Raw genomic sequence first — 19,102 nt, 5'->3', positions numbered from 1 at the left:
GATTAGGCATGCGATCACTATCGCGCAAGCAGGAGGAGAGCACTCCCATCCAGCATCATGAGGATGCTAGCGCTAACACTGCCCCAAGCAGCCCACCACAGCTGCATCACAGCTTTGGGCAGCTGCCCTTGCATGCCCCCCCGATAGCCTCGTCATCCCCAGCCCCCGCCCCTGTGGGCGGCCTCGCGCCCGGCATCGAGCAAGATAGCGCCGATACCTTTATCGGCGGAAAGACTTTTGGCGAGGCCGTGGGTGATATCGCACGGCCCGTCGGCACGACACTCGGCAATATCGTGGGGTCTACGGTCGGTGCTCTAACCGGGGTCTCGATCTCTTCGACGACCAACGCTGGCCCAACCTGGAACGACCATGGCCACTTCGACTGGCGTGTTGGCTTTAGCACTACCGGCGCAAATGGCTGGATCGTGCAAGAGATAGAGAACACCTACCGCGCCCAGGATGATACTGGGGCCGATCTCGCTGGCCCCGTGCCAACCCCACACTACTGGGAGGCCTGGGCGGTCGATGGGGCTAGTACGATAACACCAAACGTTGGCCCAAATAATGACTATTGGATCCGGCCAGGCCATGGGCCAAACACTACCGGCCATTGGTCGATGACTGGTAAGGTCTTCTTCACCACCACCGACCCTGCGACGCAGGGCTTTGCCGCAGGCAATGCTCCAGATGCAGGTATCCTGCTCTCCAGTACAACCGAGCCGGCTGGCCTGGGTGTTGCGCGGCTCCACCGCTATGCCCAAGGCACCTGGGATTCAACGGGTGCCACGCCAACCCATACTGGATCGGCCAGGTAGTAGAGTCGCCCTTTATGCTAGCACTGCGCGTTTTTCGCTGCTTCCGTATGTGGCTGCGCGCTTTCGCCCGGCTTCGTCGTGGCGGCAGAGGTGGAGGGGCAGGTACGGCAATGCATCGCGCTCTGGCTATGCTGTCGCTGTCGGCATGGGCTGCGTTGGCTGGCTAGGGCGGGGAGGGGCTAGACGATGACAGGGGCGAGCTTTCCAGCAGTCCAGCTTCATGCGCTTCTGCTGGCCGACCACATCTACCAAGATCGCGAGAGCGGCAAGTATGTGATCTCGGGTACGTTTCACCAGCTGAATGTGGCGGCCTTTCCCGCTACCTTCCCTCGAACGATCGGTTTATTTGTCTCGATGTCGGGGTTGGCGGGCAGCACCGACATTGGGATCTCGCTGGTGGATGTTACGACAGGCGATACGCTTGTTTCCACACAGCCGCTGGGTATCCGCTGCGATAGCCCAGATGCGGTGGTATCCTTCGGGGTGGAGCTACCGCCGCTGCTGCTGCCCCACGCAGGCTGCTACCATGTTCAGCTGGCGGTAAACGGTAGCGTGATTGGGCATACGCCGGTTTACGCCATCGGGTCGTAAGTGTTAGGAGGCTGGTATGCTAGCACATGTGGCGGTCATGGAGTTTGAGGACTATAACCCCGTCGATGTGATTGCGGCGGTCAACGAGCTGCTTCCGCTCGGGAAGGAGCAGGCGCTTGCTCAGATTGGTGCGGCGCGCCCGCAAGGCTATGGCTTGTTCTGGCTGCTGCGCACGCTCTTTGATCTTCCGGAAGGGCAAGCCTTCCCGCCAGTCCTGCTCGGCCAGCCGAGCATCCCGCCGCCTGCGAACCCGCAGGCTATTCCCCGCTTTCCCATCCTGATCGTGCAGGATGTGCCGCTGCTGGTGGTGGGCGGCTATTTTCTAGGCGGTTTTCCCGAGCCGGTGGAGGCGCATATCCGCTACTTCCAGGCGCATGGGCTGCTGCGCGCTGCTCCTCTGGCCCCACCTGGGGCATCGGATGTGCTGCTGGCCGAGTTTCAGGAGCGGTGGGCTTTGGCCTATGGCAGCGCGTATAGCGCCGAGGCTGCTGCTGTGGTTAAGGGGCAGCTGGCTCGGGTTTTTGGTTAGGCTTACATGCGCAGATGTAAGGTGATGGCGCTGCGGTGTGTCAGCATACGCCCTACACCCCCAGCGGCTCGCCCACGCCCAGCAGCTGCTGCAGCCGCTCAAGCGTGTCGGTGCCGGGCAGGGGCGTGTAGACCATCAGCTTCAGGCCGGGCGCGGCGACCGCCTGCAGGATGGTGTGCTCGAACTTTAGCTCGCCCGCCAGCGGGTGGATGATGTGCTTGATCGAGTCCGATTTGGCGCGGATGTCGTGCTGGGGCCACCAGGCGCGGAACTCGGGGCTGGCGTCCTGCAGGTCGGCGATCAGGCGCTGCAGCCACGGCTCGTGCATGTAGGGCGTGCTGTCGGCGCGGAACTCGGCCAGCACCTTCTGGGCCACCTGTTCCCAGGTATGGGGGTGGATGGCGCGGGACTCGGGGTCGGTGAAGATCCGCCAGATCGCGTTGTTGCCGTAGGGCGTGGTCGAGCGCTGGATGCGCAGCACCTCGACGGCGGCTCGGTTGCCGGCCAGGTAGTTCCAGCGGGCGTTCATCACGTAGGCGGGCAGCGGGTCCAGCGCATCCAGCATGCGCTGGAGCGCCGGGCTGATCTCCTCGTCCTCCTCGGGCAGGTCGGCGGGCAGCGGCCCCTGGTCGGCCAGCACGAACATGTGCTGGCGCTCGACCGGGCTGAGCTGCAGCGCGTCGGCGATGCTCTGCAGCACCGCGCGCGAGGGCCGGATGTCGCGGCCCTGCTCCAGCAGGGTGTACCACGAGACCCCCACGTGGGCCAGGTGGGCCACCTCCTCGCGGCGCAGGCCGGGGGTGCGCCGCCGCCCGCCGCCGAACAGCCCCACCTGCTCGGGCGAGATGCGCGTGCGCCGCGTGCGCAGGAATTCGGCCAGCTCGTGCCGCCGCTGTTCATCGCTCATGGTGATCTCCCCACCGTATCCTATGAGTGCGAATCATAGGATAGCGCAGCTCTGGTCGTATGATTGCCAGACCATTATACTCTCTCTTGTCGCATCTAGCTGAGGTGCGCGCCGACCAACGAGGAGAGAGACGACATGACGCAGACATATCGCGACCTGCCCGCCGCCGCCGCTGGCACCTTCACCATGGCCCCGGGCCTGACGGTTAACCGCATCGGCTACGGCGCGATGCAGCTGGCCGGGCCTGGCGTGTTCGGCCCACCCGCCGACCGTGCCGCCGCCGTGGCCGTGCTGCGCGAGGCCCTGGCGCTGGGCATCGACCATATCGACACCAGCGACTTCTACGGCCCGCACGTCACCAACCAGATCATCAAGGAGGCGCTGTACCCCTACCCCGAGGGCCTGCACATCGTCACCAAGGTCGGCGCACGCCGCGACGAGCAGGGCGGCTGGCCGCACGCCCGCAGCCCGCGCGAGCTGCGCGAGGCCGTGCACGACAACCTGCGCAACCTGGGCCTAGAGCAGATGGAGGTGGTCAACCTGCGCATGGGTGGCCTGGGTGCGCCCGAGCCGGGGTCGATCGCCGAGGAGTTTGGCGTGCTGGCCGACCTGCAGAAGCAGGGCCTCATCCGCCACCTGGGGCTGAGCACGGTGAACGCCGAGCAGGTGGCCGAGTGCCTAGCGATCGCGCCGGTGGTGTGCGTGCAGAACCTCTACAATCTGGCCAACCGCACCGACGACGCGCTGATCGACCAGCTGAACCAGCAGGGCATCGCCTACGTGCCGTACTTCCCGCTGGGCGGCTTCTCGCCGCTGCAGTCGGAGGCGCTGAGCGCGGTGGCGGCGCGCCTGGGGGCCACGCCCATGGCGGTGGCGCAGGCCTGGCTGCTGCAGCGCTCGCCCAACATCCTGCTGATCGCGGGCACCTCGTCGGTGGCGCACCTGCGCGAGAACGTGGCCGCCGCCGCGCTCGTGCTCGCCCCCGAGGATGTGGCCGAGCTGGACACCATCGGGGCGTAGCCCGCTTTTGCCCCACAACGCGCACGGCCCACCACACACCAGTGTGGCGGGCCGTGTGCGTGCGGCGCTGGGGTGTGGCGGGCGCTATATGCCCTGCGCTTGGGCTATCTCTAGCAGCTCTTGGATCTTCTCCATCGTGTCGGTGCCGGGCAGCGGTGCGCACACCATCACCTTCAGGCCGGGCGCGGCGACCGCCTGCAGGATGGTGTGCTCGAACGCCAGCGAGCCCATCAGCGGGTGGATGATGCGCTTGACCGAGTCGGCCTTGGCGCGGATGTCGTGGCGGTGCCACCAGGTGCGGAACTCGGGGCTGGCGTCCTGCAGGTCGGCGATTAGGCGCTGCAGCCACGGGTCGTGCATGTGGGGCGCACTGTCGGCGCGGAACTCGGCCAGCATCTTCTGGGCCACCTGCTCCCAGGTGTCGGGGTGCAGCTGGCGGATCTCGGTATCGGTGAACATGCTCCAGAGCGCGTTGGTCCTATAGGGTCCAGGTGCGCTCTCCAGGTTCAGTATCTCGGCGGCGGCGGTGTTCCAGGCCAGATAGTTCCAGCGGTAGCCCACCACGTAGGCGGGCAGCGGCTCAAGGGCATCGAGCATACGCTGGAGCGCCGGGCTGATCTGCCCCTCATCGTCGGGCAGGTCGGCGGGCAGCGGCCCCTGGTCGGCCAGCACGAACATGTGCTGGCGCTCGACCGGGCTGAGCTGCAGCGCGTCGGCGATGCTCTGCAGCACCGCGCGCGAGGGCCGGATGTCCTGGCCCTGCTCCAGCATGATGTACCACGAGATGCCCACATGGGCCAGGTGGGCCACCTCCTCGCGGCGCAGGCCAGGGGTGCGCCGCCGCCCGCCGCTGAAGAGGCCCGCCTGCTCGGGCGAGATGCGCATGCGCCGCGTGCGCAGAAAATCGGCCAGCTCGTGCCGTCGCTGTTCATCGCTCATGGTGATCTATCCATTGCTCTACTATCATACCATCTGGACTCGTACCATAGAGAGGCTCTGTTTGTTTGTCGGTCAGATCATTATACTCTTCCTGAGCGCACTTAGGTGAGATGCGCGCAGACCAATGAGGAGAGAGACGACATGACACAGACATATCGCGACCTGCCCGCCGCCGCCGCTGGCACCTTCACCATGGCCCCGGGCCTGACGGTCAACCGCATCGGCTACGGCGCGATGCAGCTGGCTGGCCCCGGCGCGTTCGGCCCGCCCGCCGACCGTGCCGCCGCCGTGGCGGTACTGCGCGAGGCTCTGGCCCTCGGCATCAATCATATCGACACCAGCGATATCTATGGCCCGTACATCACCAACCAGATCATCAAGGAGGCGCTGCACCCCTACCCCGAGGGCCTGCACATCATCACCAAGGTCGGCTCGCGCCGCGACGAGCAGGGCGGCTGGCCGCCCGCCCGCAGCCCGCGCGAGCTGCGCGAGGCCGTGCACGACAACCTGCGCAACCTGGGCCTGGAGGCGCTGGATGTGGTCAACCTGCGCGTGGGCGGCCTGCTTGGGCCCGAGCCGGGGTCGATCGCCGAGGAGTTTGGCGTGCTGGTCGACCTGCAGAAGCAGGGCCTCATCCGCCACCTGGGGCTGAGCACGGTGAACGCCGAGCAGGTGGCCGAGTGCCTAGCGATCGCGCCGGTGGTGTGCGTGCAGAACCTCTACAACCTGGCCAACCGCACCGACGACGCGCTGATCGACCAGCTGAACCAGCAGGGTATTGCCTACGTGCCGTACTTCCCGCTGGGCGGCTTCTCGCCGCTGCAGTCGGAGGCGCTGAGCGCGGTGGCGGCGCGCCTGGGGGCCACGCCCATGGCGGTGGCGCAGGCCTGGCTGCTGCAGCGCTCGCCCAACATCCTGCTGATCGCGGGCACCTCGTCGGTGGCGCACCTGCGCGAGAACGTGGCCGCCGCCGCGCTCGTGCTCGCCCCCGAGGATGTGGCCGAGCTGGATGCCATCGGGGCGTAGCGCGCCTTCTGCCATAAACCACCACGGCCCGCCACACACCAGTGTGGCGGGCCGTGCTGCGCTCGCAGCCCGTGGCGCTACGATGCGATGCTGGCGGCGATAGCTGCGGCGATGCAGGCGTTCTGGCGCAGCAGCGCGATGTTGGTGCGCATGCTCTCGCCCTCGGTCTCCTCGGCCACCGAGGCCAGCAGGAACGGCGTGACCGCCTGGCCGCGCACGCCCGCCGCCTCGGCCTTGGCCAGCGCCCGCTCGATCGCGCCGTCGATGGCGCTGTGGGGCAGGGCCACCTCGGCGGGCGGGGGCACGGTGACCAGCAGGCCGCTGCCGCCACCCAGGGCCTCGTGGGCCTTCCAGATCGCGGCGGCCTCATCGGGGGTGTCGGCGCGCGCGGGCACGGCCAGGCCGCTCTCGGCGCTGTAGAAGGCGGGCAGCTCGGATGTGCCGTAGCCCAGCACCGGCACGCCCGCCGTCTCCAGGTACTCCAGCGTGGCGGGCAGGTCGAGGATCGACTTTGCGCCCGCGCAGACCACCAGCACCTGGGTGCGGCTCAGCTCGGTCATGTCCGCCGACACATCCCAGGTGTCGCGCGCGCCACGGTGCACGCCGCCGATGCCGCCGGTGGCGAACACCTTTACCCCGGCCAGCGCAGCCAGCGCCATGGTGGCGGCCACGGTGGTGGCTCCGCTGCGCCCGTGGGCCACGCAGTGCCCGATATCGCGGCGCGAGAGCTTGAGGATGTCCTTCTCCTGGGCGAAGTGGATGACCTCCTCGTCGCTCATGCCCACGGTCGGCACGCCCTTCACCACGCCGATGGTGGCCGGGATGGCCCCTGCGGCGCGGATCTCGGCCTCCATGTCGCGGGCTAGCTCAAGGTTGTGGGGGTAGGGAAGCCCGTGTGAGATGACGGTGCTCTCAAGGGCAACCACCGGGCGTCCTTCGGCGATCGCGGCGCGAATGTGCTCGGGGGTGTGAATCATAGTGAAGACCCTTTCTATAAATGAAGATGCCGTGGCGCGTCGGTCGCACCATCGTGTCATCGGCGGCGGGGTGGCTGATCGGGTCAGCCCGAGGGGGATGTGAGCGCTGCTGGGCGTGCGGGTGCGCACCTAGGCTGCTGTGGTTCCATGATGTCGGTGCCGCGCCGCTGTGGCGCTGCGGTAGACGGCGGGGCCGTCGCGGGCGTTCTCATACCCTGCTATTGTACCGCCGCCTGCTGCTACGGCGCAACTGCGAAGATGATGCTTTCCCACCAAGACCCCCAGCCCCAAGGTTTTTGAAGCTAGGATGTGAGAAGTTAGAATATATGATGGTGATTGGGGGGAATATGCGTGTTATTTTGCTGTTATTGTTTATATGATGATATATGAAATTATATGAATAAAAGAATGACGAAATAGCGAGAATAATAGCAGAAGGGTAGGGAAAAGTCACCAAGGGCACGTGGGTTCTTTTTGTCCCTTGGGTCTTGGCTCTTGGTGATAAGCACGTGCTGCCGACCGAGAACGCAGAGGCCCTGGCAACCAGCGCCATATGCCCCCTACGAGATCGATTGCTTGTTTCCCTTCGCGCCTTCGTGGTATATGTTTCCGTTTGTTCCTTGGAGTCTTGGAGTCTGGTGGTAAATATGTTCTGCCGAATGAGCACGCCGACGCCCTGGCTCATTCGATGGGCATTCGCTCAGCGGGGCACATGTTTGCTATAATAGCCGCTGCATTCGTCAACGCCGCGCACTGCGGCCTTTCGTGCAGAAAGATCCCATGCTCTACCTTGTCGCAACCCCCATTGGCAACCTTGGCGATATGACCCTGCGCGCGATCGAGACGCTGAAGAGCGTCGATGTGATCGCCAGCGAGGACACGCGCACCACCAGCGTGCTGCTGCGCCACTTCGATATCAAGAAGCCCCAGATCTCCTTCCACGAGCACAACGAGCGCCACGTGGGCGAGCGGATCATCGGCATGCTCAGGGCCGGGCAGTCGGTGGCGATCGTCTCCGACGCGGGCACGCCGGGCATCTCCGACCCGGGCTTCACCATCGTGCGGCGGGCCATCGAGGAGGGCCTGGAGTTCACCATGCTGCCCGGCGCGTCGGCGGTGGTGATGGCGCTGGTGCTCTCGGGTCTGCCCTCGCACAGCTTCACGTTTCGCGGCTTCCCGCCGCGCAAGCCCGGGCCGCGCCGTCGCTTTATCGCCGTCGACCAGTATGCGCCCCACACCCTGGTGTTCTACGAGAGCGTCCACCGCATCCGCGCCTTCCTGGCCGATGCGCTGGAGGTGCTGGGCAACCGCGAGGCGGCGCTGGCCAACGACCTGACCAAGAAGTTCGAGCTGGTCGAGCGCGGCAGGCTCTCCGAGCTGATCGCGCGGGTGGGTGAGAAGCCCAAGGGCGAGTATGTGGTGGTGATCGCCGGGACCGATGAGCGCCCGCCCGCCCCCGAGGACGATGCCGAGGAGGCCGGAGACGCCGAGCAGCCCGATGAGACCTGGGAGGATGCCGGGGACGAGGACTAGCGCCGAGGAGCACCGCCATGCCCGCCACCGTCGTCAAAAAGCACCCCGCCCCGCCGTCCGGCCCGCCGCCGGAGCTGGCGCTGTTTTTTCCTTCCCTAGCCGCAGTGCCGCAGGTAGGGCGGGGGGAGCTTTTTGCCTTGATGATTGGCAAGGGGATAAAGTATGGCTTCCTGAGCGCGATGGTGTTGGCGGCGCTGTTTGGCGGCCTGGCGCTTTTAGCGCGAGAGATAGGCACCGCCATAGGGCTCCTCTTTTTCCTAGCGCTGGTCGGATCCGGCGTGGGTCTGGCGGTAGGGTTGTTCGTGGGGCTGGTGGGGGCTGTCTTCTACCCGATGCGAGCCGCCTGGCCATTTTTTACCGCCCTCAACATAGCGCTGCTGGGAATGTGCGCTTTTCTGATACTACCTATCGGAATGAATCCGGTCCTTGGGCTTCTGCCAATACCAGCGTTTCCAATTTTCCTGTTTGTCAATGTTCTTGCCCATGTTGGCATAAACAAGGTCGGTGTGACCAACCTTGTTTCTGTGCCCAACCAGCTGCTCCTTCAGCAGAGCGGTAACTTCTTTCAGCGCTATATGTACGAGCTGATGCCGGGCTCCTACCCGGCTGTGGAGCGGCTGGCGGGCCTGGGGCTGCTGGCGCGCTGGCGCGAGGCGCTGCTGGCGCGGCTGGACCTGCGGCCCGGCATGCGCGTGGCCGACCTGATGAGCGGCGCAGGGCAGCTGCAGGGCTGCATTCTGCGGCGGGTGGGCGCGGCGGGCCACCTGACAATGGTCGACTATGTGGAGGGCATGCTGCAGCGTGCGCCCGAGGGCGGGCCGGTGCGGCTGCTGTGCGAGAGCTGCCTGGCGACCTCGCTGCCTCGTGCGAGCGTGGACGTGGTGACCTGCGCCTTTGGCGTGGTGGCGCTGGATGCGGGCGAGCAAGATCAGCTGGTGGAAGAGATTGACCGTATCCTCGCGCCCAACGGCCTGGTGGGCGTGCTGGATCTGTCGCTGCCGCGCCTTGCGCCGCTGCGCTGGGCCTACCTGCTGTACCTGCGCACGGCGGTGGTGCTGGTGGGCCAGCTCACCCAGCAGCTGCCGCTGCTCTACCGGCTGCTGCCCGGCTACCTGCGCGAATTCGCGGGCTTTGAGGCGCTGTCGCGGCGCTTCGAGACCCGTGGCTACGCCGTGGCGCTTGCGCCGCTGGATGGCGGGCTGGCCACTGCGCTGGTGGCGATGAAACCGGGGGATGGAGCGAAAGCGTTATGAGAACGATTCAGCAGCAGACAGCGGCAGATGCAACAACGGCACCCGACCCTGCCTCGCTGGTGTTGCCTGCCCCACGGGCGACGCGCCAGCAGGTGTTCTGGCACATCCTCGTGCAGAGCCTGCTCTATGGCGTTACGGGCAGTCTTTTTTTCCTGATCGTACTGTGGATACGCCTCATCCTTTCTGATGGTTTCTCCTCTCTGGGCAGTGGTTTTTCGATCATTCTCTCGCTGATCATTACCGCTCTTTTTGGTGGGATCTCCGGGGTGGCCCTCGGGCTGATTGGCGCGCTGCTTACCTCCATCTTACTCTACCCGATGCGCTCATATCGGCTCTACCAAGCACTCATGTGGCTTTTGCCGCTGGCCGTATCCATAGTAGCGATTCAACAGAGCATGAATAGGTTATTTTTGATCGGGATGGATACGTTCGAGTTTCTCGTTCAGAGCGTGTTCAGCCTATCGACGCTCTATCTGTTCTGGGCCACGCAGCGCATTACCACCAGCGCCATCCGCACGGTGGGGGTAGTGGAGCTACCCTACTATCGCCCCGTGCCCTATGTGCTCGACCCCTACCTGCCCGAGGGTCGCCGCGCGCTGTTCGACATGGCCCCGGAGATTGCTGATCGGATGGAGTACCTGGCGGGGCTGGGTATGCTGGCGCGCTGGCGGGGCGCGCTGCTGGCCCGGCTGGATCTGCGGCCCGGCATGCGCGCGGTGGACCTGATGGCGGGCACGGGGGCGCTGAGCCGCGCGCTGGTGCGGCGGGTGGGCGCGGGCAAGGTGACGGTGGTGGAGTCTGCTCCTGGGGTGGCGGCGCGGCTACGGCGGGTGGTGGGCGTGGATGTGGTGGAGGCCGATGCGCTGGCAAATGGGCTGCCGAGCGGCTGCGCGGATGTGGTGACCTGCGCCTTTGGGACGCTGGGGCTGCGGCAGGCCGAGCAAATGCGGCTGGCGGACGAGGTGGACCGGCTGCTCGCGCCCAACGGCGTCGTTGGGCTGGTGGATCTGACGCTGCCACGCAACCTAGGGCTGCGCTGGGCGTATCTATGGTATATGCGGTCTACGATACCGCTGGTGGCGCGGCTCTTTCTGAAGTGCCCGGCGCTCTACCTGGCGTTGCACCGCTACGCGCGCGAGAGCGTGGGGCTGGGGCCGCTGGCATACGAGTTTGAGTCGCGGGGCTACGCCGTGGCGCTCGCGCCGCTGGATGGCGGGCTGGCCACCGCGCTGGTGGCCATGAAGCAAGAGGAAGGGCCAACGCCATGACGGTTCGCCAGCAGACCGCCGCCGCCCCAACCGCGATAGCCGATCCCGCGACGCTCGCCCTGCCCTTCCCGAAGGTGACTCCCCAGCAGGTGTTCTGGCAGATCCTTCGACAGAGCGTGGCGTATGGTGCGGTCGGCGGCGTTTTCTCCTATAGTGTTGCGCTGCTTTTTGCCGACAGGCTTAGTTTTTTGGATTTTGGCTATCTGGTGCTCTTCACCATCGGCGGCGTGATCGGCGGCGTGGTACTGGGGCTTGTCGCCGCGCTGCTCACCTTCCATATCTTCTACCCGATGCGCTCGCCGCGCCTGTATCAGGCGGCGATGTTCTTCATCCCGCTGATCATGCCAATCTTCAGCGTTCTCAGCTCCCCGATCAGTTTTTTTGAACTCCTCTCTTTTTTGCAGAGCACGTTTAGCCCCACGATGTTCTACATGCTCTGGGCCACACAGCGCATCTCGGCCAGCGCCATCCGCAACGTGGGCGTGGTCGAGATACCCTATGACCGCTCTGCGCCCGATATACTGGATTCCTATCTGCCTGAGGGTCGTCGTGCGCTGTTCGACATGGCCCCGGAGATTGCTGATCGGATGGAGTACCTGGCGGGGCTGGGTATGCTGGCGCGCTGGCGGGGCGCGCTGCTGGCCCGGCTGGATCTGCGGCCCGGCATGCGCGCGGCTGGGCGTATCTATGGTATATGCGGTCTACGGTGCCGCTGGTGGCGCGGCTCTTTCTGAAGTGCCCGGCGCTCTACCTGGCGCTGCACCGCTACATGCGCGAGAGCGTGGGGCTGGGGCCGCTGGCATACGAGTTTGAGTCGCGGGGCTACACGGTGGCGCTCGCGCCGCTGGAAGGCGGGCTGGCCACCGCGCTGGTAGTGATGAAGCAGGGTGTGGAAGAATGACCATGACGCATACGTGCCCGATCTGCTACCTTCCCGCCGCCGCTGGCGAGGCCTACTGCCCCGGCTGCGGCTATGTGTTCGGCAGCGCCCCCGCAGGCCCGCCGCCCGACTCGGGCGACCTGCTGCTGTGCCCGCGCTGCTCGGCAGAGCAGCGCCCGGGGGCCAGGGTCTGCAGCGCCTGCGGCGCAAAGCTGGTGGGCGTGGATCTGAACCCCGGCGAGACGCTGCACCACGGCCAGTACATCGTCCGGCGGCTGCTGGCGCGCGGCGGGATGGGCGCGATCTACCTCGCCGCCGACCGGCTGGCCTTCGACCGGCTGGTGGTGCTGAAGGTCCACACGCTGGAGGACGACGCCGCCGACACCGAGGACCGCCTGCGCACCGAGGGCTGGCTGCTGGCATCCATCCAGCAGCGCAATCTGCCGCGCATCTACGCCTACTTCACCCACGGCGTCCAGCGCTTTCTGGCCATGGAGTATATCGACGGGCCCAACCTGCACGAGGCGCTGAGCCAGGATGACGAGCACGGCCAGCGCCGCGCGGGCAGCCGCTACCCGCTGACCGACACGCTGCGCTGGGGTGCGGCGATCGCCCGCACGCTTGAGCAGCTGCACAGCCGCAGGCCCATGGCCATCATCCACCAGGACATCAAGCCATCCAACCTGGTGCTCGACCGCAGCAGCCACGATGTGTTCCTGATCGACTTCGGCAATGCCAAGCTGTACGACCCCCAGCGCGCGCAGCAGGCCGAGAGCTTCGGCACCCCCGGCTACTCGCCGCCCGAGCAGTACCAGGGCCTCAGCGAGCCGCGCAGCGACATCTTCTCGCTGGCCGCCACGCTCTACCACCTGGCCACCGATGACGACCCCAGCCAGCACCCCTTCCAGTTCCCGCAGCTGGGCGAGCTTGGCCCGTTTGGCGATGTGCTGGCCCAGGCGCTTCAGAAAGAGGTGGAGCAGCGCCCGTCGGCGGCGCTGTTCCGCGCCCAGCTGGAGAGCCAATTGGGCCTGGGCGGTACCGCGCTGGTGACGCCAGACGGCCAGCGGATCGAGGACGAGGCCGAGCTGGTGGCGTGGTGCCGCGCCCACTGGGAGTCGGCGGTGGAGTGGATGGCGGGCGCGCTGCCGGTGGATATTGAGCGCTGGCGTGGCATGAAGCGCGCCCAGCAGGTGCGCGATGCGCTGGCCAGCGCGCCCTCGCTGCGCCTTGCGCTGGATGCGGCGCTGGCGCTGCTCGACCCGGCTGGCTACGGCATGGCCCGCCCGCAGGTGATCTTCTCCAGCAGGGCGCTGGCGTTCTCCCGCACGCCCAGCGCCGCGCCCGAGACGCTGGCGGTGGCGAATACCGGCAGCCGTTACGTGGAGGCCACGCTTGATCTGCCGCCCTGGATGACAGCGAGCGTGGATCGGCTCTCGCTGCCTGCGGGCAAGCAGGTGCGCATCCAGCTCCACGCGGTGCCCGGCGCGCGCCGCACAAAGGGCGAGGTGGTGCTGCGCGCTGGGAACGAGACGCTGGCGCTGTGCCGCGTGGGCGTGCGGCGCTAGCGCGTGGGGCGGGGCAGGTGTGCGGCGCACCTGCCCTGCGGCGCTCTGGCAAGCTCCGGATGCCTATGCGCCTTTTGCTTATGCTTGTCTCTTTGGCGCTTCTTTTCGCCATTTCAGGGATGGCTTCTTGATGTCGCCTACCCGCTCATTCCCTGTCGAATACGGCAGTCCGATCCCGGCAGGTCGGTGCTGGGCTGCACGGTCACTATCGCGGCGAAAACAGCGGTATAATACGACTGTCAAAAGAGAAGCGAGGACGCCAGAAGGGTCGTGATGGCCCTTTTCTTATTGTTCAGAGGAAGACATGAGCGAGCAAGAACAGAGCGAGCGGGTGGCGATGGTGGTGATGGCCCACCCCGACGATGCCGAGTTTGGCTGCGGCGGTGCGGTGGCCGCGTGGGTGCGCGAGGGCTGGACGGTGCACTACGTGGTGTGCACCGACGCCTCGGCGGGCGGCGGCGATGGCGCGACTGAGTGCGGCCCCGAGGCGCGGGCCACGATCACCGCCACGCGCAAGGCCGAGCAGCGGGCCGCTGCCGATATCCTGGGCGTGTCCGATGTGGTATTTTTGGACTACCCCGACGGGCTGCTCCAGCCCACCATCGAGCTGCGCAAGCAGCTGGTGGCTCTGCTGCGGCGCTACCGCCCCACGCGGGTGGTCTGCCAGTCGCCCGAGCGCTCGTGGCAGCCCCAGCTGATGATCGGGCGCTATCACCCCGATCACCTGGCCGCAGGCACCGCCACTCTGGCGGCGATCTACCCGGCCTCGCAGAACCCGTGGGACTTCCCCGAGCTGCTGGCCGAGGGCCTGCTGCCCCACCGCGTGCGCGAGATCCTGGTGATGGGCACGCCCAGCGATAACTACGCGGTCGATATTACGGCGACCTTCGCCACTAAGATGGACGCGCTGCGGGCGCACGCCAGCCAGGTGGGTATGAGCGCCGAGCTGGAGGACCGCATGCGCAGCCGTGCCGCCACGCTGGGTGCGGCCAATGGCATGGAGCTGGCCGAGCTGTTCCACCGCACCACCAACTAGGCGGCCACGCATATGGGCCGGGCGGATCGGGCCGCCTGCCGGGAGCCTGGGCCTACGTGGGATGGCATGCGCGCCTATGCAAGACGTGCATGATATTCGACGTAGGCCTTCGGTATGCGCCACACAGCTGGGTCATACCGTCAGGTGCGCGCGAGCTTGAGCGCGATGATGGTCGGCGTGTGAAAAAGATACTCGAGTTCGTTCGGCAGCCCCTCGCGCTGTGCTGGCGTAGGCTCAAGGATCTTCTCGATAGATAGACCGCTCTCAATAGCGGCATTGCAGATGTCCTGGATGGTTCTCCGCAGTAATGGCATCTTCGGCTGATCTTTTACGATCTCCGAGAAATAGTAGCCCTCTGAGAAATAGTCGTCTACGACGGGAAACTCGCTTATTTTAGACCGGCTCGTTTTGATCGGGTGTAGGCCGGATATGATGCTGAAGCCGCCAGGTTTAAGCAGCGAGCGAATTTTTCTGAAAGATCCTGCGAGATCTTGGAAGTATCCAAGCATAAACGAGGCGATGATGATATCAAAGCTCATTTGCTCAGCGATATACTCTTCAAAGCTCGTGTGAATAAGCGATATATCTAGCCCTTGGCAATAATCTTTTGCGATCTCTATCATAGAATGGCTGATATCTAGAGCGGTGACATGTGCGTCATGAGATGCGAGAATTTTTGTGTAGATGCCGGAGCCGCAACCAATATCAAGGATGGTGCGACCCTGGATATCCCCAATCATACTCAGCATAGCAGGCATCTCTATATGCTCGTTGATCACTTTTGTCTGATTTAATCGAGCATGGTGATACTCTCTGGCGAAAGAATCATAGTAAGATGATATGAGAGTTTTGCTGAGTGTGCTCATATTTTATACTTTGTGATATAGATATTCCTTAGGTGGAAATACTTTTACTGAGCGTGCATCTATTATGGTGCTTTCCTCATGTATTTGCAAATGATATATGTATGATTTGGTTGAGGTGGGAAAAGAAATCGGCAGATGCTATAGCATCTGCCGATTTCTTTTGCTTATGTGGTGGGGGTGTGCTAGCCCAGCGCCTCTAGGAGCAGGTCGCCCTCCTCGGGCGAGATGCGGCCCTCGGCGATCATGCGCAGGATGGCGGCTCGCTCGGCCTCGATGTCGCGCGGGGCGGCAGGCTCGGCAGGCTCGGCAGGCTCGGCGCGGTCGATCCGCATGGTCACGCCGGTCATAGGGGCCTGCGCAGCCTCGGGCGCGGGCGGTGCAGTGGGCGGCGCAGGTGGCGCAGGCGGTGCAGCGTGGGCCGCAGGTGGCGCAGGTGGCGCAGGTGGCGCAGGTGGCCTGGGCATACCCATCCCTGCGATCGCGCGGTCTACCGCCTCCACCGCGCTGGCGATGCCGCTCTCGGCGGCATCCTGGGCCTGCTGTTTCAGGCGCTCCAGCCGCTCTTCGTCGAAGCGCCACTCGCGGTCGCCCATGCGAACCGTCACCCGCGCGGCGCGCTCGCTCTCGCGTGCGGTGCGCTCAGCCTCGCGTGCGGCGCGGTCCATGCTGCGCTTGATCTCATCCTCGGCGCTGCGCAGGCGCTCCTGGATGCGGGCCGAGACCTGCTCGGCCTGCTCGGCGGCGCGGTCGGCCCACTGGGCGCTCTGGTTGCTGAGCACGCGGCCTAGGTCGCGGCCCAGCTCGGCCCCCATGCGCCCCAGGTCGCGGCCTAGCACCGCGCCCAGCTGGCCCATCTCGCGGCCAAAGTCGGCCCACGCGCCCCACCCCGAGCTGCTGCTGCGCGGGGCCTTGCCGTCCAGGTCCAGATCGCCGCCCACCATCAGGTCCAGCTTGCCGATCCCCTCGCCATAGGTTGCCGTGATCAGCTCACCCTCGCTGGTGGTGGCGATCTTTCGCCCGTGGACCTCGCCGCCCACCGTGGCGCGCACCGTCACATCCGAGCCGTCGCGCAGGTCGAGCGAGACGTCGCCGCTCACCACCAGCTGGGCCAGCGAGCTGGCGGCGAAGGTGGTCTCCATATCTAGGTCGCCGCCAATGCTGGCCACCCGCACCGCGCCAGTGCCCGACATGATCTGGGCGTCGCCGCCCACGCTGCCCGCCGCGATCTCGCCCTGGGCGGTGCGCGCATCCAGGTCGCCGCCCACGCTGCCCAGGCGAATGTCGCTCTGAGCGCGCAGCTTGGCGTCGCCGCCGATGTCGGACAGCTCGATGCTGACGACCTCGTGGATCTCGCAGTCGCCGCCGACGCTAGACCCCACCACCGCCACATCCTGGCCTCTGCCGCCGATCTCAAGGTCGCCGCGCACATGGCCCCATGTGACGCGCCCGGCCACATCGGTGATGTGGCAGTCGCCATCCACGGTGCCGACCGACACCGTGCCAATGTGGGCGATCTGGATGTCGCCACGCACGTGCTTGGCCATGAGCTCAGCGGCGCGGAGGACGTGGGCGTCGCCGCCGACCTGGCCCTCGATCTGCACCACACCTACATCGCGTAGCACCAGGTCGCTCTGGGCCAGATCCACCCAGATGCCGCCATCCACGCCCATAATATTCACATCGCTGTGGGCGTTCCGGATGACCACCTGGGTGTCGTGCGGCACCAGCGCGGTCAGGTCATCGCTGGCGCGGCTCACCACCACATCGTCGCCCTGCTGCTCGGCGCTATCGTCGCTGTCCAGCTTCAGCACGATGCTGCGCTCGTCGTGGACCTTCACCGAAATATCGCTGGCGCAGTTGGCCAGCACTAGGCGCGGGGTCTCCCCCACGGGAAAAGACAGTGTTGCCATCGTTTGGTTCTCCTACTCTACAAAGATTTCGATCCGCTCGCCCTGCTCGATATCCTGCATCTCGTAGATCCGCCCGCTCGTGCCCGATTCGATCATGTGCTGCAGCTCTTCGATCGTGCTGGTGCTGCTGCGTGGCAGCAGCCTAGCCCCCAGCTTCACGCCCACGCCGATCAGCGAGACCGGCACGGTCACGTTCAGCTTCTGCCGCCCGCTGCCCAGGTCGCTCACGCGCACCCGCAGCGTGCGGGCCTGCTGGCGGCTGCGCGGGGTATCGCGCGGCTCGGCCAGCGCATCCAGCAGGCGCGCGCCCTCCTCGGCCCGCATCTGCCCGTTCTCGATCATGCGCAGCACGCGCAGCCGCTCTTCCGACTGGGTCATGGCCGCCTCCTCGCTGCTAGCCGCGCAGCAGCTTCATGGCCTCCTCGACGGAGATCTCTTTTGAGGCCAGGCGGTCCAGCACCGCGCGGCGGTCGGCCCGCTGTTCCTCGGGCGGCGCGCCGTAGCCCATCGCCTCCACCACGTCATCCAGGCGGCTGCGGGCGGTGTTGTACGAGACCTTGATATCGGTGGCCACGCTGTTGATGTTGCCGCGATTTTTGACCAGCAGCTCGACAAATTCCAGCTGCTCGCGGCTGAGCCTGCCGATCCAGCCGAGCGAGAACTGGCCGTCGATATGGGTGTCGCACTCGGCGCAGCCGAAGCGCTCGACGTGCAGTGGGTGGCTGCATACGGGGCATTTGGTTAGGATTGAGTTCATAGCATACCTCGCTGTGCTAGTCCAGCCGACGAACGGCTGGGTGAAGAAGGCCGATGATCATCAGGGCGGCGGTTGACGCACCGCCCAGCAGAAACACATTGCTTGCGCCCACGCGGTCCACCAGCCAGCCGACCAGCGCGAAGCCCAGCGGCAGCAGCAGAAACGACCCGAGCATATCGATGCTGACCACGCGGCCAAGCAGCTCGCGCGGCACCAGCTCCTGGAGGGTGCGCGTCCAGATCAGGCCAAAGATGCTGAGCATCGCGCCCTGGGTGAACAGCGCCAGCGCCAGCCCCGCCGCGTCTAGCCCCAGACCCATGGCCGCCAGCGCCAGGCCCGCCACCAAGGTTGCCCCGTAGGCTAGCGGCCCCCTGCGGCGTAGCGCGCGCGCCTGGCCCAGCCACAGCGCCATCGCCACCGCGCCCGCCGCCGAGGCCGAGAGCAGCAGCCCTAGCAGGCCCACGCGGTCGCCAAACTGCTCGTGCACCAAGAAGGGCAGCGCCACCGATACCGGGGCCAGCGCGGTCAGGTTGACCAGCGAGAACAGCCCGATCGTGACCCACAGCCACGGCTGGGCCAGCACGGCGCGCAGGCCCTCGGCTAGCCCGCCCAGCATGCCGCGCCCTGTGGGCTGGGCGCTGGGCGCGGCGGGCAGCGGGGCCACCAGCGCCGCCGAGAGGAAGAACGAGAGCGCGTTGAGCGTGAACGCGATTGATGTGCCGCCCACCGCCACCAGCGCCGCCGCCAGCGCAGGCCCGCCGATGCCGATCAGCTGGCGGCTCAGGCTGGTGAGCGAGTTGGCGCTGGCCAGCGCATCGCGCGGCGTGATGTCGGGGATAGCGGCCTGGTAGGCTGGCTCGAAGAAGGCGCTGAAGAAGCCAAACAGCGTGCTGGCCACATACACATGCCACAGCGCCAGATTCCCCGACATGGCCAGCAGCGCCACGATCGTCACCACCAGCCCGCTCAGCATGTCCGAGAAGACCATCACCTGCAGGCGGGGCAGCCGGTCGGCCAGCACCCCGCCCACCAGCGTGAACAGCACCATGGGCGCGTAGGTGCACACCAGCACCGCGCCCATGGCCAGCGCCGAGCCGGTTTGCTCTAGCACCCACCAGGCCAGGGCCACGCTGTACAGGCTGTCGCCTAGGTGCGAGATGGTCTGCCCCAGCCACAGCAGGGTGAACGAGCGGTAGCGCAGCGAGCGCAGCAGGGTGGATGTGGTCACGG

At 66.1% G+C, this 19,102-nt stretch carries 19 protein-coding genes; 11 read left to right on the top strand and 8 right to left on the bottom strand.

Going from position 1 to position 19,102, the window contains the following annotated elements; genetic code table 11:
• Positions 1-1,001: 1,001 nt before the first annotated feature.
• A complete protein-coding gene (locus F8S13_19520) occupies positions 1,002-1,406 on the top strand; it encodes a hypothetical protein (protein ID KAB8141287.1) in 405 nt (134 codons plus the stop codon).
• A 16-nt stretch (positions 1,407-1,422) separates the two neighbouring features.
• Positions 1,423-1,935, top strand: coding sequence for a hypothetical protein (locus F8S13_19515; protein KAB8141286.1), 513 nt, complete (start codon positions 1,423-1,425; stop codon positions 1,933-1,935).
• Positions 1,936-1,987: 52 nt separating this feature from the next.
• Here F8S13_19515 and F8S13_19510 read toward each other — a convergent pair whose 3' ends face one another.
• Positions 1,988-2,842 carry a helix-turn-helix domain-containing protein gene (locus F8S13_19510; GenBank protein ID KAB8141285.1) on the bottom strand — a complete coding sequence of 285 codons (855 nt, stop codon included), beginning with the start codon at positions 2,840-2,842 and terminating at the stop codon, positions 1,988-1,990.
• Positions 2,843-2,977: 135 nt separating this feature from the next.
• Here F8S13_19510 and F8S13_19505 point away from each other — a divergent pair, with 135 nt between their 5' ends.
• The gene (locus F8S13_19505) at positions 2,978-3,862 is read left to right on the top strand and encodes an oxidoreductase (GenBank protein ID KAB8141284.1); all 885 of its coding nucleotides are present in this window, start codon (positions 2,978-2,980) and stop codon (positions 3,860-3,862) included.
• Between the two features lie 84 nt (positions 3,863-3,946).
• Here the strand turns inward: F8S13_19505 and F8S13_19500 are convergent, their stop codons facing one another.
• A complete protein-coding gene (locus F8S13_19500; protein ID KAB8141283.1) occupies positions 3,947-4,801 on the bottom strand; it encodes a helix-turn-helix domain-containing protein in 855 nt (284 codons plus the stop codon).
• Between the two features lie 141 nt (positions 4,802-4,942).
• On the opposite strand from F8S13_19500, the gene F8S13_19495 reads away from it, so the two are divergent.
• The gene (locus tag F8S13_19495) at positions 4,943-5,827 is read left to right on the top strand and encodes an oxidoreductase (GenBank protein ID KAB8141282.1); all 885 of its coding nucleotides are present in this window, start codon (positions 4,943-4,945) and stop codon (positions 5,825-5,827) included.
• A 77-nt stretch (positions 5,828-5,904) separates the two neighbouring features.
• Here the strand turns inward: F8S13_19495 and F8S13_19490 are convergent, their stop codons facing one another.
• Complete coding sequence (locus F8S13_19490) at positions 5,905-6,804, bottom strand: pseudouridine-5'-phosphate glycosidase (protein KAB8141281.1); 900 nt, start codon at positions 6,802-6,804, stop codon at positions 5,905-5,907.
• Between the two features lie 780 nt (positions 6,805-7,584).
• Here F8S13_19490 and rsmI point away from each other — a divergent pair.
• The 7 genes from rsmI to F8S13_19455 all read left to right on the top strand — a co-directional run bounded on the left by rsmI (position 7,585) and on the right by F8S13_19455 (position 14,339).
• On the top strand, positions 7,585-8,337 hold the full coding sequence (gene rsmI / locus F8S13_19485; protein KAB8141280.1) for a 16S rRNA (cytidine(1402)-2'-O)-methyltransferase: 753 nt from the start codon (positions 7,585-7,587) through the stop codon (positions 8,335-8,337).
• Between the two features lie 17 nt (positions 8,338-8,354).
• Positions 8,355-9,590, top strand: a complete 1,236-nt coding sequence (locus F8S13_19480; GenBank protein KAB8141279.1) for a methyltransferase domain-containing protein — start codon at positions 8,355-8,357, stop codon at positions 9,588-9,590.
• Positions 9,587-10,858, top strand: a complete 1,272-nt coding sequence (locus F8S13_19475) for a methyltransferase domain-containing protein (GenBank protein ID KAB8141278.1) — start codon at positions 9,587-9,589, stop codon at positions 10,856-10,858. Before F8S13_19480 ends, F8S13_19475 begins: the two co-directional genes overlap by 4 nt.
• A gap of 89 nt (positions 10,859-10,947) precedes the next feature.
• Positions 10,948-11,592 (top strand): hypothetical protein, encoded by a 645-nt coding sequence (locus F8S13_19470; protein KAB8141277.1) that lies wholly within the window; start codon positions 10,948-10,950, stop codon positions 11,590-11,592.
• Positions 11,553-11,759: a hypothetical protein gene (locus F8S13_19465; protein ID KAB8141276.1), complete on the top strand. Its 207-nt coding sequence runs from the start codon at positions 11,553-11,555 to the stop codon at positions 11,757-11,759. The genes F8S13_19470 and F8S13_19465 overlap by 40 nt, the downstream gene beginning before the upstream one ends.
• Positions 11,756-13,303, top strand: a complete 1,548-nt coding sequence (locus F8S13_19460; protein KAB8141275.1) for a protein kinase — start codon at positions 11,756-11,758, stop codon at positions 13,301-13,303. The genes F8S13_19465 and F8S13_19460 overlap by 4 nt, the downstream gene beginning before the upstream one ends.
• 304 nt (positions 13,304-13,607) lie before the next feature.
• Positions 13,608-14,339, top strand: coding sequence for a PIG-L family deacetylase (locus tag F8S13_19455; protein ID KAB8141274.1), 732 nt, complete (start codon positions 13,608-13,610; stop codon positions 14,337-14,339).
• A 140-nt stretch (positions 14,340-14,479) separates the two neighbouring features.
• Here the strand turns inward: F8S13_19455 and F8S13_19450 are convergent, their stop codons facing one another.
• The 5 genes from F8S13_19450 to F8S13_19430 all read right to left on the bottom strand — a co-directional run bounded on the left by F8S13_19450 (position 14,480) and on the right by F8S13_19430 (position 19,100).
• Positions 14,480-15,205 carry a class I SAM-dependent methyltransferase gene (locus tag F8S13_19450; protein ID KAB8141273.1) on the bottom strand — a complete coding sequence of 242 codons (726 nt, stop codon included), beginning with the start codon at positions 15,203-15,205 and terminating at the stop codon, positions 14,480-14,482.
• Between the two features lie 182 nt (positions 15,206-15,387).
• Positions 15,388-17,115, bottom strand: a complete 1,728-nt coding sequence (locus F8S13_19445) for a tropomyosin (GenBank protein ID KAB8141272.1) — start codon at positions 17,113-17,115, stop codon at positions 15,388-15,390.
• A 12-nt stretch (positions 17,116-17,127) separates the two neighbouring features.
• Complete coding sequence (locus F8S13_19440; GenBank protein ID KAB8141271.1) at positions 17,128-17,493, bottom strand: hypothetical protein; 366 nt, start codon at positions 17,491-17,493, stop codon at positions 17,128-17,130.
• A gap of 16 nt (positions 17,494-17,509) precedes the next feature.
• The gene (locus F8S13_19435; GenBank protein ID KAB8141270.1) at positions 17,510-17,872 is read right to left on the bottom strand and encodes a DUF2089 domain-containing protein; all 363 of its coding nucleotides are present in this window, start codon (positions 17,870-17,872) and stop codon (positions 17,510-17,512) included.
• A 16-nt stretch (positions 17,873-17,888) separates the two neighbouring features.
• A complete protein-coding gene (locus F8S13_19430) occupies positions 17,889-19,100 on the bottom strand; it encodes an MFS transporter (protein KAB8141269.1) in 1,212 nt (403 codons plus the stop codon).
• Positions 19,101-19,102: the final 2 nt, after the last annotated feature.

Source organism: Chloroflexia bacterium SDU3-3, from assembly GCA_009268125.1.
In the GTDB taxonomy this organism is placed as follows: Bacteria; Chloroflexota; Chloroflexia; order Chloroflexales; family Roseiflexaceae; genus SDU3-3.
Note: the sequence above shows the minus strand (reverse complement) of the source record. Positions and strands in the feature narration are given on the sequence as shown.

Bases quoted from the DNA above. Each gene is read 5' to 3' on its own strand.
- F8S13_19520 (KAB8141287.1), top strand. From the start codon at position 1,002: ATGACAGGGGCGAGCTTTCCAGCAGTCCAGCTTCATGCGCTTCTGCTG.
- F8S13_19515 (KAB8141286.1), top strand. From the start codon at position 1,423: ATGCTAGCACATGTGGCGGTCATGGAGTTTGAGGACTATAACCCCGTC.
- F8S13_19510 (KAB8141285.1), bottom strand. From the start codon at position 2,842: ATGAGCGATGAACAGCGGCGGCACGAGCTGGCCGAATTCCTGCGCACG.
- F8S13_19505 (KAB8141284.1), top strand. From the start codon at position 2,978: ATGACGCAGACATATCGCGACCTGCCCGCCGCCGCCGCTGGCACCTTC.
- F8S13_19500 (KAB8141283.1), bottom strand. From the start codon at position 4,801: ATGAGCGATGAACAGCGACGGCACGAGCTGGCCGATTTTCTGCGCACG.
- F8S13_19495 (KAB8141282.1), top strand. From the start codon at position 4,943: ATGACACAGACATATCGCGACCTGCCCGCCGCCGCCGCTGGCACCTTC.
- F8S13_19490 (KAB8141281.1), bottom strand. From the start codon at position 6,804: ATGATTCACACCCCCGAGCACATTCGCGCCGCGATCGCCGAAGGACGC.
- rsmI (KAB8141280.1), top strand. From the start codon at position 7,585: ATGCTCTACCTTGTCGCAACCCCCATTGGCAACCTTGGCGATATGACC.
- F8S13_19480 (KAB8141279.1), top strand. From the start codon at position 8,355: ATGCCCGCCACCGTCGTCAAAAAGCACCCCGCCCCGCCGTCCGGCCCG.
- F8S13_19475 (KAB8141278.1), top strand. From the start codon at position 9,587: ATGAGAACGATTCAGCAGCAGACAGCGGCAGATGCAACAACGGCACCC.
- F8S13_19465 (KAB8141276.1), top strand. From the start codon at position 11,553: ATGCGGTCTACGGTGCCGCTGGTGGCGCGGCTCTTTCTGAAGTGCCCG.
- F8S13_19460 (KAB8141275.1), top strand. From the start codon at position 11,756: ATGACCATGACGCATACGTGCCCGATCTGCTACCTTCCCGCCGCCGCT.
- F8S13_19455 (KAB8141274.1), top strand. From the start codon at position 13,608: ATGAGCGAGCAAGAACAGAGCGAGCGGGTGGCGATGGTGGTGATGGCC.
- F8S13_19450 (KAB8141273.1), bottom strand. From the start codon at position 15,205: ATGAGCACACTCAGCAAAACTCTCATATCATCTTACTATGATTCTTTC.
- F8S13_19445 (KAB8141272.1), bottom strand. From the start codon at position 17,115: ATGGCAACACTGTCTTTTCCCGTGGGGGAGACCCCGCGCCTAGTGCTG.
- F8S13_19440 (KAB8141271.1), bottom strand. From the start codon at position 17,493: ATGACCCAGTCGGAAGAGCGGCTGCGCGTGCTGCGCATGATCGAGAAC.
- F8S13_19435 (KAB8141270.1), bottom strand. From the start codon at position 17,872: ATGAACTCAATCCTAACCAAATGCCCCGTATGCAGCCACCCACTGCAC.